This is a genomic window from Streptomyces sp. NRRL F-5755, assembly GCF_001279365.1.
Taxonomy (GTDB): domain Bacteria; phylum Actinomycetota; class Actinomycetes; order Streptomycetales; family Streptomycetaceae; genus Streptomyces; species Streptomyces rimosus.
Map to the genome: position 1 here is coordinate 13,939 of NZ_LGCW01000115.1, position 14,221 is coordinate 28,159.

13 protein-coding genes are annotated in these 14,221 nt (G+C 71.3%); 8 read left to right on the forward strand and 5 right to left on the reverse strand.

Annotated elements, in window-relative coordinates; genetic code table 11:
- Nucleotides 1-12: 12 nt before the first annotated feature.
- Together ADK86_RS13925 and ADK86_RS13930 are read right to left on the reverse strand one after the other, a co-directional pair.
- Entirely contained in the window at nt 13-360 is a 348-nt protein-coding gene (locus ADK86_RS13925) for a hypothetical protein (RefSeq protein ID WP_053696887.1), read from the reverse strand.
- 137 nt (nt 361-497) lie between these two features.
- Entirely contained in the window at nt 498-2,222 is a 1,725-nt protein-coding gene (locus ADK86_RS13930; RefSeq protein ID WP_053696888.1) for a dolichyl-phosphate-mannose--protein mannosyltransferase, read from the reverse strand.
- 113 nt (nt 2,223-2,335) lie between these two features.
- Here ADK86_RS13930 and rsmI point away from each other — a divergent pair, with 113 nt between their 5' ends.
- The 6 genes from rsmI (at nt 2,336) to ADK86_RS13960 (ending at nt 8,455) form a co-directional block, all read left to right on the forward strand.
- Nucleotides 2,336-3,205 (forward strand): 16S rRNA (cytidine(1402)-2'-O)-methyltransferase, encoded by an 870-nt coding sequence (gene rsmI / locus ADK86_RS13935; protein ID WP_030374383.1) that lies wholly within the window; start codon nt 2,336-2,338, stop codon nt 3,203-3,205.
- A 170-nt stretch (nt 3,206-3,375) separates the two neighbouring features.
- Nucleotides 3,376-3,855, forward strand: coding sequence for a hypothetical protein (locus tag ADK86_RS13940; protein WP_053696889.1), 480 nt, complete (start codon nt 3,376-3,378; stop codon nt 3,853-3,855).
- A 57-nt stretch (nt 3,856-3,912) separates the two neighbouring features.
- Entirely contained in the window at nt 3,913-4,788 is an 876-nt protein-coding gene (locus ADK86_RS13945) for a TatD family hydrolase (protein ID WP_053696890.1), read from the forward strand.
- A gap of 126 nt (nt 4,789-4,914) precedes the next feature.
- On the forward strand, nt 4,915-6,582 hold the full coding sequence (locus tag ADK86_RS42240; RefSeq protein WP_107088474.1) for a resuscitation-promoting factor: 1,668 nt from the start codon (nt 4,915-4,917) through the stop codon (nt 6,580-6,582).
- A gap of 80 nt (nt 6,583-6,662) precedes the next feature.
- Nucleotides 6,663-7,553, forward strand: coding sequence for a 16S rRNA (adenine(1518)-N(6)/adenine(1519)-N(6))-dimethyltransferase RsmA (rsmA, locus tag ADK86_RS13955; RefSeq protein ID WP_030593664.1), 891 nt, complete (start codon nt 6,663-6,665; stop codon nt 7,551-7,553).
- Nucleotides 7,550-8,455 carry a 4-(cytidine 5'-diphospho)-2-C-methyl-D-erythritol kinase gene (locus ADK86_RS13960; protein WP_107088475.1) on the forward strand — a complete coding sequence of 302 codons (906 nt, stop codon included), beginning with the start codon at nt 7,550-7,552 and terminating at the stop codon, nt 8,453-8,455. Before rsmA ends, ADK86_RS13960 begins: the two co-directional genes overlap by 4 nt.
- A gap of 185 nt (nt 8,456-8,640) precedes the next feature.
- Here ADK86_RS13960 and ADK86_RS13965 read toward each other — a convergent pair whose 3' ends face one another.
- Nucleotides 8,641-9,345, reverse strand: a complete 705-nt coding sequence (locus tag ADK86_RS13965; RefSeq protein WP_053696891.1) for an alpha/beta fold hydrolase — start codon at nt 9,343-9,345, stop codon at nt 8,641-8,643.
- An 80-nt stretch (nt 9,346-9,425) separates the two neighbouring features.
- Between ADK86_RS13965 and ADK86_RS13970 the strand changes: the two genes are divergently transcribed.
- On the forward strand, nt 9,426-11,225 hold the full coding sequence (locus ADK86_RS13970) for an ABC-F family ATP-binding cassette domain-containing protein (RefSeq protein WP_053696892.1): 1,800 nt from the start codon (nt 9,426-9,428) through the stop codon (nt 11,223-11,225).
- Between the two features lie 229 nt (nt 11,226-11,454).
- Nucleotides 11,455-12,171 carry a helix-turn-helix transcriptional regulator gene (locus ADK86_RS13975; RefSeq protein WP_030181294.1) on the forward strand — a complete coding sequence of 239 codons (717 nt, stop codon included), beginning with the start codon at nt 11,455-11,457 and terminating at the stop codon, nt 12,169-12,171.
- A 10-nt stretch (nt 12,172-12,181) separates the two neighbouring features.
- Here the strand turns inward: ADK86_RS13975 and ADK86_RS13980 are convergent, their stop codons facing one another.
- Nucleotides 12,182-12,478 carry a hypothetical protein gene (locus tag ADK86_RS13980; RefSeq protein WP_053696893.1) on the reverse strand — a complete coding sequence of 99 codons (297 nt, stop codon included), beginning with the start codon at nt 12,476-12,478 and terminating at the stop codon, nt 12,182-12,184.
- Between the two features lie 23 nt (nt 12,479-12,501).
- Nucleotides 12,502-14,172, reverse strand: coding sequence for a sodium:solute symporter family protein (locus ADK86_RS13985; RefSeq protein ID WP_053696894.1), 1,671 nt, complete (start codon nt 14,170-14,172; stop codon nt 12,502-12,504).
- Nucleotides 14,173-14,221 lie beyond the last annotated feature (49 nt).

Below are 14,221 nucleotides of genomic sequence, written 5' to 3' on the forward strand. Positions count from 1 at the left end.
GCCGGTGACGCCTCAGCGCCGCGGCGGCCGTTCCGTGGAGAGCGGCGTCCAGCGCCGGGAGTCGACCACCACCATCGCGGTGATGCGGAAGACCACGGTCTTCTGCCCGTCGACCTCGGTGGTGGCCGTCAGCCCCACCGCGTCACCGACCAGCGGGTTGTTGCTCTCCTGCCAGGTCAGGCCGGGGTAGTGCTGCCGTTCGGCCCAGATCTCGGCCTCTTCCCTGGCCTGTTCCATGTCGGTGAACGCCGCGAGGGCCAGCTCCTTGCAGGCGGGCGCGACCGTACGCAGCGCACCGTGATCCTCGACCTGTTCCGGCTTGTTGTGCTCGATGACGTACACGAGCTGTGGCGTGCTCACTTGCGGTCCCTCCCCGGTACCCGTGGCCCCAAGGCCGCGATCGGCATCGACCGGCATCGTCCGACGGCGTCCAAGTATGACCGCCGCCGCTGCGCGGACGGCGCTTTCGGCGTACGGGTCACGGTCGTGTCGTGACGCTAGACCCAGGTGTCGAACCACATCCGGTTGTGCCAGGCGCTCTTGGGGATCGGCTGCCCGGTGTAGAGCGGATAGAAGTAGATGAAGTTCCACACGATGAGCAGGACGAGTACCCCGGCGCCGACCGCGCCCACCGCGCGCCGCCGTTCGCCCGACCCCGGCGGGCCGAGGATCGCGCCGGTCATCATGGCCAGCGCCAGGCACACGAACGGCACGAACACCACCGCGTAGAACAGGAAGATCGTCCGGTCCTGGTACAGGAACCACGGCAGATAGCCCGCCGCGATGCCGCAGGCGATGGCGCCCGCCCGCCAGTCCCGCTTGAACAGCCAGCGGTAGAGCACATACAGAAGCGCGAAACACCCGGCCCACCACAGCAGGGGAGTACCCAGCGCGAGCACTTCACGCGCACAGCCCTCGGCCGCCGTACACCCGTCGTGCCCCATCTTCGGGTCCTCGTAGAAGTACGAGACGGGGCGGCCCTGCACCATCCAGCTCCACGGATTCGACTGGTAGGCGTGCGGCGTGGACAGGCCCTTGTGGAAGTCGTAGACCTCGGTCTCGTAGTGCCACAGGCTGCGCAGCCAGTCCGGCAGCCACGACCCGCTGCCCGCGCGCCCCTCCGGGGTGGCGGTGGCCCAGTCCCGGTAGTAGCCGCCCTTGGTGACCAGCCAGCCGGTCCACGTCGCCAGATACGCGGCCATCCCCACCACGACGGTCGAGACGAACGCGGGCAGCAGATCGCGGCGCAGCACGGCGCGTACGGGATGCCGGGCGCCCGCCGTGCGCCGCCCGGCCACGTCCCACAGCACCATCAGCACCGCGAACGCCGCCAGGTAGTACAGGCCGTTCCACTTGCTCGCCGCGGACAGCCCCAGGCACAGCCCGGCCGCCAGCCGCCACGGCCGCCACCCCAGCCGCAGCCGGTCGCCGACCTTCTCGTCCGGCCGGGCCAGCCCGTCCGGGCCCACCGGCAGTGCCGCCGCCAGCCGCGCCCGGGTACGGTCCCGGTCCACCAGCAGACAGCCGAACGCCGCCACCACCCAGAACATGACGATGAGGTCCAGCAGCGCCGTACGGCTCATCACGAAGTGCAGACCGTCCACCGCCAGCAGCGCGCCCGCCAGGCAGCCCAGCGCCGTCGAACGCAGCAGCCGGCGGCCGATACGGCAGACCATCAGCACCGACAGCGTGCCGAGCAGCGCCACCATGAAGCGCCAGCCGAAGGGGTTCATACCGAACGCCCACTCGCCCAGTGCGATCATCCACTTGCCCAGCGGCGGATGGACGACGTAGGAGTGCTCGGGCGAGAGCAGGATCTGCTGCGGGTGGGCGACCAGCGCTTCGTTGGCGTCCTTCGCCCAGGTGCCCTCGTAGCCGTACTGGAGCAGCGACCAGGCGTCCTTCGGGTAGTACGTCTCGTCGAATATCACCTTCGCCGGGCTGCCCAGGTTCCAGAAGCGCAGCACGCCGGCGAAGAGCGCGACCAGCAGCGGCCCGCCCCAGCCCGACCAGCGCGCCAGCCGGCCCGCCGCGGCCGGGCCCAGCCCGAGCACCGACCACAACCGCGTCCCCGGCTCGGGGAGCGCCGGCACCAGGCGCTCACGGGCGTCGGCCTCGGGCGCCCCGGCGTAGCCGAACCGGCGCAGCCTGCGCTGCCACCGGCCGGACTGCCCGGCACTCTCCTCGGCGCGGTCGGCGTCTGTCGCGGTGTCACTCGTCACCGGCCCATCGTAGGGAAGCACCCTGTGCGGGACGCGGGGGCGGCACGGCCGGTCCGCACGGCGCGCGGACGCCGCCGGGGATGCCAGGACCGTACGGCTGGGAGGATGGGGGCGTGACTGGAACGCTGGTACTTGCAGGGACGCCCATCGGCGACGTCGCGGACGCGCCGCCGCGGCTCGCCGCCGAACTGGCCGCGGCCGAGGTGATCGCCGCCGAGGACACCCGGCGGCTGCGCCGCCTGACCCAGGCCCTCGGCGTGCACACGACCGGCCGGATCGTGTCGTACTTCGAGGGCAACGAGGCCGCCCGCACCCCGGAGCTGGCCGACGCCCTCGAAGCCGGTGCCCGCGTCCTGCTCGTCACCGACGCCGGCATGCCCTCCGTCTCCGACCCCGGCTACCGGCTGGTCGCCGCCGCCGTCGAGCGCGGCGTCAAGGTCACCGCGGTGCCGGGACCCAGCGCGGTGCTCACCGCGCTCGCCGTCTCCGGCCTGCCCGTGGACCGGTTCTGCTTCGAGGGCTTCCTGCCGCGCAAGGGCGGCGAGCGCCGCTCCCGGCTGCGCGAGGTCGCCGACGAGCGCCGCACCCTCGTCTACTTCGAGGCCCCGCACCGCCTCGACGACACCCTCGCCGCGATGACCGAGGTCTTCGGCGCGGACCGCCGCGCCGCGGTCTGCCGCGAGCTGACCAAGACGTACGAGGAGGTACGCCGCGGCCCGCTCAAGGACCTGGCCGCGTGGGCGGCGGACGGTGTACGCGGCGAGATCACCATTGTCGTGGAGGGCGCCCCCGAGACCGGCCCGCAGGACCTCGGCCCCGAGGAGCTGGTGCGCCGCGTACACGTCAGGGAAGAGGCCGGGGAGCGCCGCAAGGAGGCCATCGCGGCCGTCGCCGCCGAGACCGGGCTGCCCAAACGCGAGGTGTTCGATGCCGTCGTGGCGGCAAAGAATGCGGCGCGAACGGGACCAGCGGAAGGTAAATGACTAGCCTGGAAGGTAAAACGTGGGCCGCGCAGCCGGGCGCATTCTCTACACCCCGCCAAATCTGTGCCAACAGGTCGGAGGCCCTGCTGCGCCACCGCCGGGAAAGGCGTTCCCTGGGAGGTGGGACGTTCGTCCCCGGAGACCTTGTCCAGCGGGCAAGAGGAGCGGCTATGAGTGACATCGCGCGTACGCCGGGTACCACCACCGGCACCCACCCCACCCCCCAGACGGACCCCCCGGCACACGAGGCGTACGCCTTCGCGTGCATGAGCTGCGGCCACGGCTGGGAGCAGTCGTACGAGATAACGCACCACGTCGACGCGGACGGGCGCGCGCACTGTGTGTACTACGCGGACGGCGAGCGCGTACCGTCGCCGCTGACCCGGCCCACCTGCCTGAACTGCGGCGGCCACGTCGTGCGCATCATGCGGGCCGGACAGGTCTCGATGGTCTCCAAGGTGATGGCCGGCCTGCACAGCCAGCCGTCGGCGGGCGCCGCCGAAGGCCACGCGGGCGCGGGCGCGGGATCCGTACCGCAGCAGGGCGAGCACACCGACGACGCCGGCCCGGCCACGGAGGACGGCCACCGCGAGCGCCACCACTGGCACCTCTCCGACCTGCTGCACCCCTTCCAGCACCACCGCAGGTGAGCCGGGGGCCGCGGTCCGGACCGGTGGGTGTCACCGGGCCCTCGTAGGATCGCGGCCATGAGCAGTACGACCAAGGACACGCCGCCGCCACTGCCCGAACCGCTTCGGGTGGCGGTGGCGGACTCGCACACGCACCTCGACATGCAGGACGGGACGGTCGAGGAAGCGCTGGCCAAGGCCGCCTCCGTCGGTGTGACCACCGTCGTGCAGGTGGGCTGTGACGTGAACGGCTCGCGCTGGGCCGCGGAGACCGCCGCCGCGTACGAGGCGGTGCATGCGACGGTCGCGCTGCATCCGAACGAAGCGCCGCGGATCGTGCTGGGAGATCCTGACGGCTGGTCGCGGCAGGGTGCCCGCGAGCCCGGCGGGGACGATGCTCTCGACGCGGCGCTCGCCGAGATCGACGCCCTCGCGGCGCTGCCGCACGTCCGCGGCGTCGGGGAGACCGGCCTCGACCACTTCCGTACCGGCCCCGACGGCATGGCCGCACAGCAGCGCTCCTTCCGCGCCCACATCGAGATCGCCAAGCGGCACGGCAAGGCCCTGGTCATCCACGACCGCGAGGCCCACGACGACGTGCTGCGCATCCTGCGCGAAGAGGGCGCCCCGGAGCGCGTGGTCTTCCACTGCTACTCGGGCGACGCCGAGATGGCCAAGATCTGCGCCGAGGCCGGCTACTACATGTCCTTCGCGGGCAACGTCACCTTCAAGAACGCCCGGCCGCTGCGCGACGCGCTGGCCGTCGCCCCGCCCGAGCTGGTGCTGGTCGAGACCGACGCCCCCTTCCTGACGCCCGCGCCGTACCGCGGACGGCCTAACGCGCCGTATCTCATTCCGGTCACGCTGCGGGCCATGGCCGACGTCAAGGGGATGACGGAGGAAGCGCTGGCCACCGCCGTGGCCGCCAACACGGCGCGTGCCTTCGGTTACTGAGCGGTGCCACGCGGGCGGCGCGGCAGGATAGCGCGGCGACACTGCGTAGCGGGTCCGCTTTGTTGAGTCACCGGTGCTCCGCTACATTCCGGCCCGACAACCCCGACTCGTGGCATGTGGAGCGCCGTGACTCATTCGCAGGGCAGTCGAAGCCACCGCGCCGCGCACGCCGGACGCGGACCGGGCGCCGAGCCGCGGACCGGAGCGGTCGAGGCACCCGATCCGTACGGGAGGTACGCGCCGTACGGGGAGTACGGGGAGTACGGGGAGTACGAGGCGTACGGCGCCTACGGTTCGTACGGGACGTACGCGGCGTACGGGCAGAGCGGTCCGTACGACGTGTACGGGACCTACGGTGCGGGGACGTACGACCGCTACGAGCACGGCGACCCCGTACCGGCCCACGACCCGGCGCAGCGCTACGGAGCGCAGCCACCGGAAGCGCCGGGCGGGCCCGCGGATCCCGGTGGGGGCGGGGGCGCCCCGGAGGCCGGGACTTCCGAGATGCCCGCGGTCCCGCCGGGGCGGGTGCCGCACCAGGGACCGCTCGTGCCGCTGCGCGACGACCTCGCCGGGGTGTCCACCCCCGGCCTGCCGGCGCACCAGGGCCGCGCCGCCGCCCGCCGGGCCGCCCGCGGCACCGCCCACCGCCGCGGCATGACCGACCGCCTCGGCACCGTGGACCGCCGCGGCACCGACGGCACCGAAACCCGCCGCCGGCTGCTCCCGCAGGCCCTGGTCGTGGCCTTCCTCGCCGGCGGCACCTCCGCGTTCATCGCCCACGACAAGGCCGTCCGCATCGACGTGGACGGCGAACCGCGCACCCTGCACACCTTCGCCTCCGACGTCGGCGACCTGCTCGCCGACGAGGACGTGCGGGTCGGCGAACACGACTCCGTCCAGCCCGCCGCCGACGCCGAGCTGACCAGCGGCGACGAGGTCGTCATCCGCTACGGGCGGCCGGTCCGGCTCACCCTGGACGGCCAGCGCCGCGATGTCTGGACGACCGCCGAGACCGTCGGCGGCGCGCTGCGCCAGTTCGGCGTCCGCGCCGAAGGCGCCCACCTGTCCGCGGACCCCGCCCGGCGCATCGGCCGCAACGGCCTCGACCTGGACGTCCGCACCGAGCGCAGCGTCACCTTCGTCGCCGACGGCCGCGAGCACACCGTGCGCACCAACGCCGCCACCGTCCGCGAAGCCCTCGACCAGGCGGGCATCGCGCTGCGCGGCGAGGACACCACTTCCGTCGCGCCCGACTCCTTCCCGCGCGACGGGCAGACCGTCTCCGTGCTGCGCATCACCGGGGCCGAGAAGGTCCGCGAGGAGACCATCGCGTTCGAGACGGTCAAGAAGGCCGACCCGACGCTCTTCAAGGGCACCGAGACGGTGGTGCGGCAGGGCCGGCCCGGTGTGCGGCGCCTGACGTACGAGGTGCGCACGGTCAACGGCGTCCAGCAGAAGCCCAAGAAGGTCGGCTCCGAGGTCGTCCGCGAGCCGCGCGACCGCATCGTGCACGTCGGCACCAAGCCGGTGCCGCAGCGGGTGGCCGGCGCCGACCACCTGGACTGGGACGCGCTCGCCCAGTGCGAGGCGGGCGGACGGCCGAACGCGGTGGACGCGTCCGGCACGTACGGCGGGCTCTACCAGTTCGACACCGGCACCTGGCAGGGGCTGGGCGGCAGCGGACGGCCGCAGGACGCGCCCGCCGGGGAGCAGACCTACCGGGCGAAGAAGCTCTACATCAGCCGGGGGGCCAGTCCGTGGCCGGTGTGCGGGCGGCGGCTGCACGGGTGAGCCGGCCGAGGTGGCAGGGAGGAGCGGGCCCGGCGGGCCGGTGTGGCCGGACCGGGGGCCGGGCGCCGTAAGCTGCACGGGTGAGCAACAGCACCACCGATGAGCCCGGCCCCCTCCTGGGCGCCGCCGACATCCGCGAACTGGCCGCCGCGCTGGGCGTACGCCCCACCAAGCAGCGCGGCCAGAACTTCGTCATCGACGCCAACACCGTCCGGCGCATCGTGCGCACCGCCGAGGTACGGCCGGACGACGTCGTCGTCGAGGTCGGCCCCGGGCTCGGCTCGCTGACCCTGGCGCTGCTGGAGGCCGCCGACCGGGTCACCGCCGTCGAGATCGACGACGTGCTGGCCGCCGCGCTGCCCTCCACGGTCGAGGCGCGGCTGCCCGGCCGCGCGGACCGCTTCGCGCTCGTGCACAGCGACGCGATGCTCGTACGGGAGCTGCCCGGGCCCGCGCCCACCGCGCTGGTCGCCAACCTGCCCTACAACGTCGCCGTGCCGGTGCTGCTGCACATGCTCGCCACGTTCCCGACCATCGACCGCACCCTGGTCATGGTCCAGTCGGAGGTCGCCGACCGGCTCGCGGCCCGGCCCGGCAACAAGGTCTACGGCGTGCCGTCGGTCAAGGCCAACTGGTACGCCGATGTGAAGCGGGCCGGGGCGATCGGGCGCAACGTGTTCTGGCCCGCGCCGAACGTCGACTCCGGGCTGGTCTCGCTCGTCCGCCGCGAGAAGCCGGTCGCCACCACCGCGAGCCGCGATGAGGTCTTCGCCGTCGTGGACGCGGCGTTCGCGCAGCGCCGCAAGACGCTGCGGGCCGCGTTGGCCGGGTGGGCCGGATCGGCCGCGGCGGCCGAGGCGGCGCTGGTGGCCGCGGGGGTTTCGCCGCAGGCGCGGGGGGAGGCGCTGACGGTGGAGGAGTTCGCGCGTATCGCCGAGCACAAGCCGAGTTCCGAGGGGAGTGCCGCGTGATCGACCGGGCCACCGTTACGGTTCGCGTACCCGCGAAGGTCAACGTTCAGCTTGCGGTTGGAGGTGCGCGGGCGGATGGGTTCCACGACCTGGCCAATGTGTTCCTGGCCGTGGGGCTGTATGACGAGGTGACGGCGGCGCCTGCCGAGTCGCTCCGCGTCACCGCTGCCGGGCCGGATGTCGATCGTGTGCCCCTCGACCGTACGAACCTGGCTGCGCGTGCTGCGGAGCTGCTGGCGGCGCGGTACGGTCTCGCGCCTGATGTGCACCTGCATATCGCCAAGGACATTCCTGTTGCGGGGGGTATGGCGGGGGGCAGTGCGGATGCGGCGGGGGCGCTGGTGGCGTGTGATGCGCTGTGGGGCACTGGGGCTTCGCGGGACGAGTTGCTGGCGATCTGTGCCGAGCTGGGTAGTGATGTGCCGTTCTCGCTGGTGGGTGGGGTGGCGCTGGGGCGTGGGCGCGGTGAGTTGCTGACGCCGCTGGAGGTTGGCGGGACGTTTCACTGGGTGTTCGCGGTGGCCGATGGGGGGTTGTCGACGCCGGCCGTGTACCGGGAGTTCGACCGGTTGAACGAGGGCTTGGACGTGCCGGTGCCTGAGGCGTCCGGGGCGCTGGTGGAGGCGCTTGCGGCGGGGGATGCGGTGGCGTTGGCCGGTGCGGTGTCGAATGATCTTCAGGCTGCTGCGGTGTCGTTGCGGCCGTCGTTGGTCGATACGTTGGAGGCGGGGGCTGCCGCGGGGGCGCTGGCCGCGCTGGTGTCCGGGTCCGGGCCTACGACGGCGTTTCTCGCGAAGGATGCGGAGGCCGCTGTGGCGGTGGCTGCTGCGTTGTCGGCGTCTGGGACGTGTCGGGTTGCTCGGGTGGCTGCTGGGCCGGTTCCTGGGGCTACCGTCATCTAGGGTTGCGGGTTTGCGCCTGAGGTTCGGTGGGTGGGGGCTCGGGGCCCCGCAGGGGTCACTCCTCGGCCGCCTGGAGCGGCCGAAATGTATGGACGCAACCGGGGCTTCGGTCGCCTGCGGGGAGACCCCTACGTGTCCCCGAGCCCGGCCGGTCGGCGGCTTTCCCGCCGTCTTGGCTGGGCTCTTTACAAGCCCGTGTTGGTGGCGCTCTTCACGAGTATCTGTACCGCTGTCTCCCCGGCCGCTACTGCCGCCTTGTCCTCTGTGGGGCGGCAGCGGTTTGTCGCTGGGTTGTACTCGGTCATGATCGTGCCTGCGTGGTCGGTGGGGCACTCTGTGTAGGTGGTCGGGTGGGCTGCCTTGTGTAGTACCTCGGCCATGGTGCGGGAGTGGGTGGTGGGGATCACTGTGTCGGTTGTGCCGTGCAGGAGGTGGATGGGGGCGGTGGGTGTCAGGCCCTTTTCCAGGTCTGTCAGGGGTGGGGTGCCGGTGGTGCGGGCCGGGACGTCGTAGCGGCCGGAGAGGGCCAGGACGGCGGTCGGGGGGTGGGCTGCGGTGAGGTCGGGGTGGAGGGCTGTGCCGACTGCGGCGCCCGCGCCGGCGGACCAGCCTGCCAGGAGGAGGGTGCCGTTTGCTTCGTCCTGGGCGAAGGTGCGGGCGAAGGCCAGGGACTCCAGGAGGTGGGTGCGGCCGTTGTCCGCCGCGTCCGAGCGCCAGTCCGGTACGAGGACGGTCAGGCCGTGGTCCGCGGCCGTACGGGCCAGTGGGCGCAGGACGTCGCGTTCGTCGGGGCCGGTGCCGTGCCACAGGAGGACAGTGGCGGTGGGCGGCCCGTCGGGGCGGTGGATGTCCAGGGATTTGCCGCTGGGGCCGTAGGTCCGTATGTCCATGGGCGCACGGTATCTGTACGGGGGCGCGGCGGCTTGCCGACTAGGGTGGGGAGTCGACCGATTCGAAGTTCAGGAGCGTTATGGCCGTCAACCTCGTCAATCTGGAAGCCGTGGGCAAGGTGTACGGGACGCGTGCGCTGCTCGACGGTGTCTCCCTGGGTGTCAATGAAGGGGACCGGATCGGCGTCGTGGGGCGTAACGGCGACGGCAAGACCACCTTGATCCGGATTCTCGCCAAGCTGGAGGGGCCCGACGACGGGCGGGTCACGCACAACAGCGGGCTGCGGCTGGGGGTGCTGACCCAGCACGACTCGCTGGATCCGGCCGCGACGGTGCGCCATGAGGTGATCGGTGATCTCGCTGATCATGAGTGGCGTGGCAATGCCAAGATCCGGGATGTGCTGACGGGGCTCTTCGGCGGGCTGGATCTGCCGGGGCTCGGGCAGGGGCTGGACACCGTGATCGGGCCGCTGTCGGGTGGTGAGCGGCGGCGGATCGCGCTGGCGAAGCTGTTGATCGCCGAGCAGGATCTGATCGTGCTGGACGAGCCGACGAACCATTTGGATGTCGAAGGCATTTCGTGGCTCGCGGGGCATTTGCGGGCCCGGCGGTCCGCGCTGGTGTGTGTGACGCACGACCGGTGGTTCCTGGATCAGGTGTGCACGCGGATGTGGGACGTCCAGCGCGGTGATGTCCATGAGTACGAGGGTGGGTACAGCGATTACGTTTTCGCCCGGGCTGAGCGGGAGCGGATTGCGGCCAGTGAGGAAGCCAAGCGGCAGAATTTGATGCGGAAGGAGCTGGCCTGGCTGCGGCGGGGGGCTCCGGCGCGGACGAGTAAGCCGCGGTTCCGTATTGAGGCCGCCAATGAATTGATCGCGGATGTGCCGCCGCCCCGGGACACCGCCGAGCTGATGAAGTTCGCCAACTCGCGGCTGGGCAAGACGGTTTTCGACCTGGAGGACGTGACCGTACAGGCCGGGCCGAAGATGCTGCTGAAGCATCTGACGTGGCAGCTCGGGCCGGGGGACCGGATCGGTCTGGTGGGTGTGAACGGTGCGGGCAAGACGTCCTTGTTGCGGGCGCTGGCCGATGCCGCGCGTACGGGGGGCGAGGCGCAGCCTGCGGCGGGGCGGATTGTTGTCGGCAAGACCGTGAAGCTTGCTTATCTGTCGCAGGAAGTCGCGGAGCTCGATCCTTCCTGGCGGGTGCTGGAGGCCGTGCAGCGGGTGCGGGAGCGGGTGGATCTCGGCAAGGGCCGGGAGATGACCGCGGGGCAGCTGTGCGAGAAGTTCGGGTTCACGAAGGAGAAGCAGTGGACGCCGGTCGGCGATCTGTCGGGCGGTGAGCGGCGGCGGCTGCAGATTCTGCGGCTGCTGATGGACGAGCCGAATGTGCTGTTCCTGGACGAGCCGACGAATGATCTCGACATCGAGACGCTGACGCAGTTGGAGGACCTGCTCGACGGGTGGGCCGGATCGCTGGTGGTTATCAGCCACGACCGGTATTTCGTCGAGCGGACCACGGACCGGGTGTTCGCGTTGCTGGGCGATGCGACGCTGCGGATGCTGCCGCGTGGGCTGGACGAGTACCTGGAGCGGCGGCAGAAGGTGATCGAGGCTGCTGCGCCGGCGGCTCCGGCCGAGGCCGCGCCCAAGCAGAAGCCGGCCGCTGTGACGCGTGCCGCGCAGAAGGAGCTGCAGAAGATCGAGCGGCAGCTCGACCGTATCGGCGAGAAGGAGTCGAAGCTGCACGCGCAGATCGCGGAGCACGCCACGGACTTCGAGAAGGTCGCGGGGCTGGACGCGCAGTTGCGGGAGCTGGTGGGGGAGCGGGAGGAACTGGAGATGCGGTGGCTGGAACTGGCCGAGGACGCGTAGCGTACGGCCCGTTCCGCCGGCCCGGTGAGGCCCGCTTCGATGCTCTTCTTGTCACATACGGACAGGAAGGCGTGGGTAAGTGGGCCTGAATGGCCGGGATTTCAGCGTTGCGGCAGGCTTCTTCCCCTTAGGGGGCGCGCAACGTCGAACAAGCGTGTAGCTTCCGGGGACAAGGGGCCCGGCGGGGGCCGGGGGGCTGGGCTCGCCGGGGAATTGGGGGGTTGCTGCAATGGGCGTGCGGCTGATGGTGGTCGACGATCACCGACTGCTCGCCGAGGCACTCGCCTCGGCCTTGAAACTGCGCGGGCACCGCGTGCTCGCGGCGGCCGCCCCGAGCGCCGGGGCGGCGGATCTGGTGGTGAGCCGCGCGCCCGAAGTGTGCCTGCTGGGCACCGCCACCCCGGCCGAGCCGGGCGCCTTCGACCCGGTCGTACGGATCAAGAAGGAGCGGCCGCAGGTCGCGGTGGTGGTGCTCGGGCCGGTGCCCAACCCGCGCGGTATCGCCGCCGCGTTCGCCGCGGGTGCTTCGGGGTACGTACGGCACGACGAGCGGATCGAGGGCGTGGAACGCGCCATGATGAAGGCGCGGGCCGGCGAGGCGGCGATCGCGCCGCAGTTGCTCCAGCAAGCCTTCGAGGAGTTGCTGCATCCGGCAGCGCAGCCTGACGACGAGGGTGCCCGGCTGTTGCAGATGCTCACTCCGCGCGAGGTGGAGGTGCTGGTGCGGGTCGCCGAGGGCGAGGACACCCGACTGATCGCGGCGGGCATGGGCATCGCGCCGAGTACCGCCCGTACGCATGTGCAGCGGGTCCTGATGAAGCTCGGCGTCGGCTCGCGGCTGGAGGCGGCGGCGCTGGCGGCGCGTACGGGGCTGCTGGACCGGGCGGCGACGCGGGGCGCGGACGCGCGCGCGGCGGCGGGGGCCGAGGCCGCTCCGCCGCCGTGACGGGCGCCGCTCAGTCGGTGTCCTCCTGGAGGGCCGCGATCTCCTCGGCCGTCGGCGGGACGACCGGGCGCAGCTTGATCCAGGCCAGGAAGAACAGGCCGAGCAGCAGCATGCCCACGCCCGTCCAGAGGTTGATGTTGATGTCCTGGGCCTTCTTCAGGTCCGCGTCGGAGGCGGTGAACCCGGCGATCATCACGATGACGCCGTAGAGGGTGAACAGGCCGCCGATGATCAGGCGGATGTCGAAGAGCCGGGCGGCCGTGGCCGACCTGCGTTCGAGGTCGATCTCGTGCTGGTAGTCGCTCATGGGGCGGGTTCCTTCGGGTGCGGTCAGAAGGAGTACGGGACGTAGCAGAGCGCGGCCAGGATGATCGCGCCCCAGCCGAGCAGGGCCGGCTTGCGGTACCACGCGTCGTCGCCCTTGGCGGGCGGCTCGTCCAGGCCGGGGGACCTGGTGCCGTAGACCAGGCCGGCGAGTTCCGCCTCCGGCTTGGGCTGGGTGAACAGGGTGACGCCGACCATCACCACGGCGCCGACGACGAAGGCGACGATCGCGGAGACGAAGTTGGCGCCCTGGTCGGTGGGGATGGCGATGATGCCCTGCTTGTAGATCCAGAAGTAGTTGACCATCGCCGCGGTGGTGCCCGCGACCAGGCCCCACACACCGGACTTCATGGACGCCCGCTTCCAGAACATGCCGATGATGAACACCACGAACATCGGCACGTTGAAGAACGAGAACAGCGTCTGGAGGTAGCCCATGATGTTGTTGAAGGTGGCCGCCAGGAAGGCCGTGCCGATGCTGCACAGCACCCCGACGGCGGTGACCATCCGGCCGAACCGCAGGTAGTAGCGGTCCTCGCGGCCGGGCCTCACGTACTTCGCCCAGATGTCGGAGGTGAAGACCGTGTTGAAGGACGAGACGTTGGCCGCCATGCCCGCCATGAAGGCGGCCAGCAGGCCGGTGACCGCGATGCCGAGGACGCCGTTGGGCAGCAGATCGCGCATCAGCAGCGGAATGGCGTCGTTGTAGGTCAGGTCGGAGCCCTCCTGGCCGATCTTGGGCACGACGACCGCGGCGACCAGGCCGGGGATCATCACCAGGAACGCGATGAACATCTTCGGGTAGGCGGCGATCAGCGGGGTGCGCTGCGCGGCGGAGAGGTTCTTCGCGGACAGCGCGCGCTGCACCTCGGCGAAGTTGGTGGTCCAGTAGCCGAAGGAGAGCACGAAGCCCAGACCCAGGATGATCGTCAGCCAGTTGGCGCCGAGCGCGTTGGGCTCGCCGATGCCGGTGCCGTCCCAGGCGGTCAGGAAGCTGTGCCCGTGCTGCTTCTCCAGCGTCGAGGACAGCCCGTCCCAGCCGCCGACCCGCTTGAGGCCGATGACGCAGATCGGGATGAGCGCGGCCAGGATCACGAAGAACTGCAGCACCTCGTTGTAGATCGCCGAGGACAGGCCGCCGACGGTGATGTACGCGAGGACGAACAGCCCGGCGACGACGATGGCCACCCACTGCGGCCAGCCCAGCAGCGCCTCGACGACGATCGACAGCGCGTAGAGGTTGACGCCCGCGATCAGGATGGCGGCGAAGGCGAACAGCACCGAGCTGAGCAGGTGCGCCGACTTGTCGAAGCGCTGGAGCAGGAACTCCGGTACGGAGCGGACCCGCGAGCCGTAGTAGAAGGGCATCATCACCAGGCCCAGGAACACCATGGCGGGGATGGCGCCGATCCAGTACCAGTGCACGACGGCGACGCCGTACTGCGCGCCGGTGGCGGCCATGCCGAGGATCTCGGTAGCGCCGAGGTTGGCGGCGACGAAGGCGAGGCCGGTGACCCAGGCGGGCAGCGACCGCCCGGACAGGAAGAAGTCCAGGCTGGTCTTCACGCTGCGCCGGGCGGCGAAGCCGATGCCGAGGACGACGACGAAGTAGATGGCCAGAATCGCGTAATCGAGCCCGTTGGTGGGCAGCCGTAGCCCTGCGGCCAAGGTGATCATGGGGCACTCACTTCTCTGTGCGTGATGAACGCACAGGAACCTACGCGCG

What these genes read in the sequence shown, in the direction of transcription:
- ADK86_RS13975 (WP_030181294.1), top strand. Translation starts at nt 11,455, where the DNA reads ATGGGCGTGCGGCTGATGGTGGTCGACGATCACCGACTGCTCGCCGAG.
- ADK86_RS13985 (WP_053696894.1), bottom strand. Translation starts at nt 14,172, where the DNA reads ATGATCACCTTGGCCGCAGGGCTACGGCTGCCCACCAACGGGCTCGAT.
- ADK86_RS13945 (WP_053696890.1), top strand. Translation starts at nt 3,913, where the DNA reads ATGAGCAGTACGACCAAGGACACGCCGCCGCCACTGCCCGAACCGCTT.
- ADK86_RS13940 (WP_053696889.1), top strand. Translation starts at nt 3,376, where the DNA reads ATGAGTGACATCGCGCGTACGCCGGGTACCACCACCGGCACCCACCCC.
- ADK86_RS13970 (WP_053696892.1), top strand. Translation starts at nt 9,426, where the DNA reads ATGGCCGTCAACCTCGTCAATCTGGAAGCCGTGGGCAAGGTGTACGGG.
- ADK86_RS13980 (WP_053696893.1), bottom strand. Translation starts at nt 12,478, where the DNA reads ATGAGCGACTACCAGCACGAGATCGACCTCGAACGCAGGTCGGCCACG.
- ADK86_RS13965 (WP_053696891.1), bottom strand. Translation starts at nt 9,345, where the DNA reads ATGGACATACGGACCTACGGCCCCAGCGGCAAATCCCTGGACATCCAC.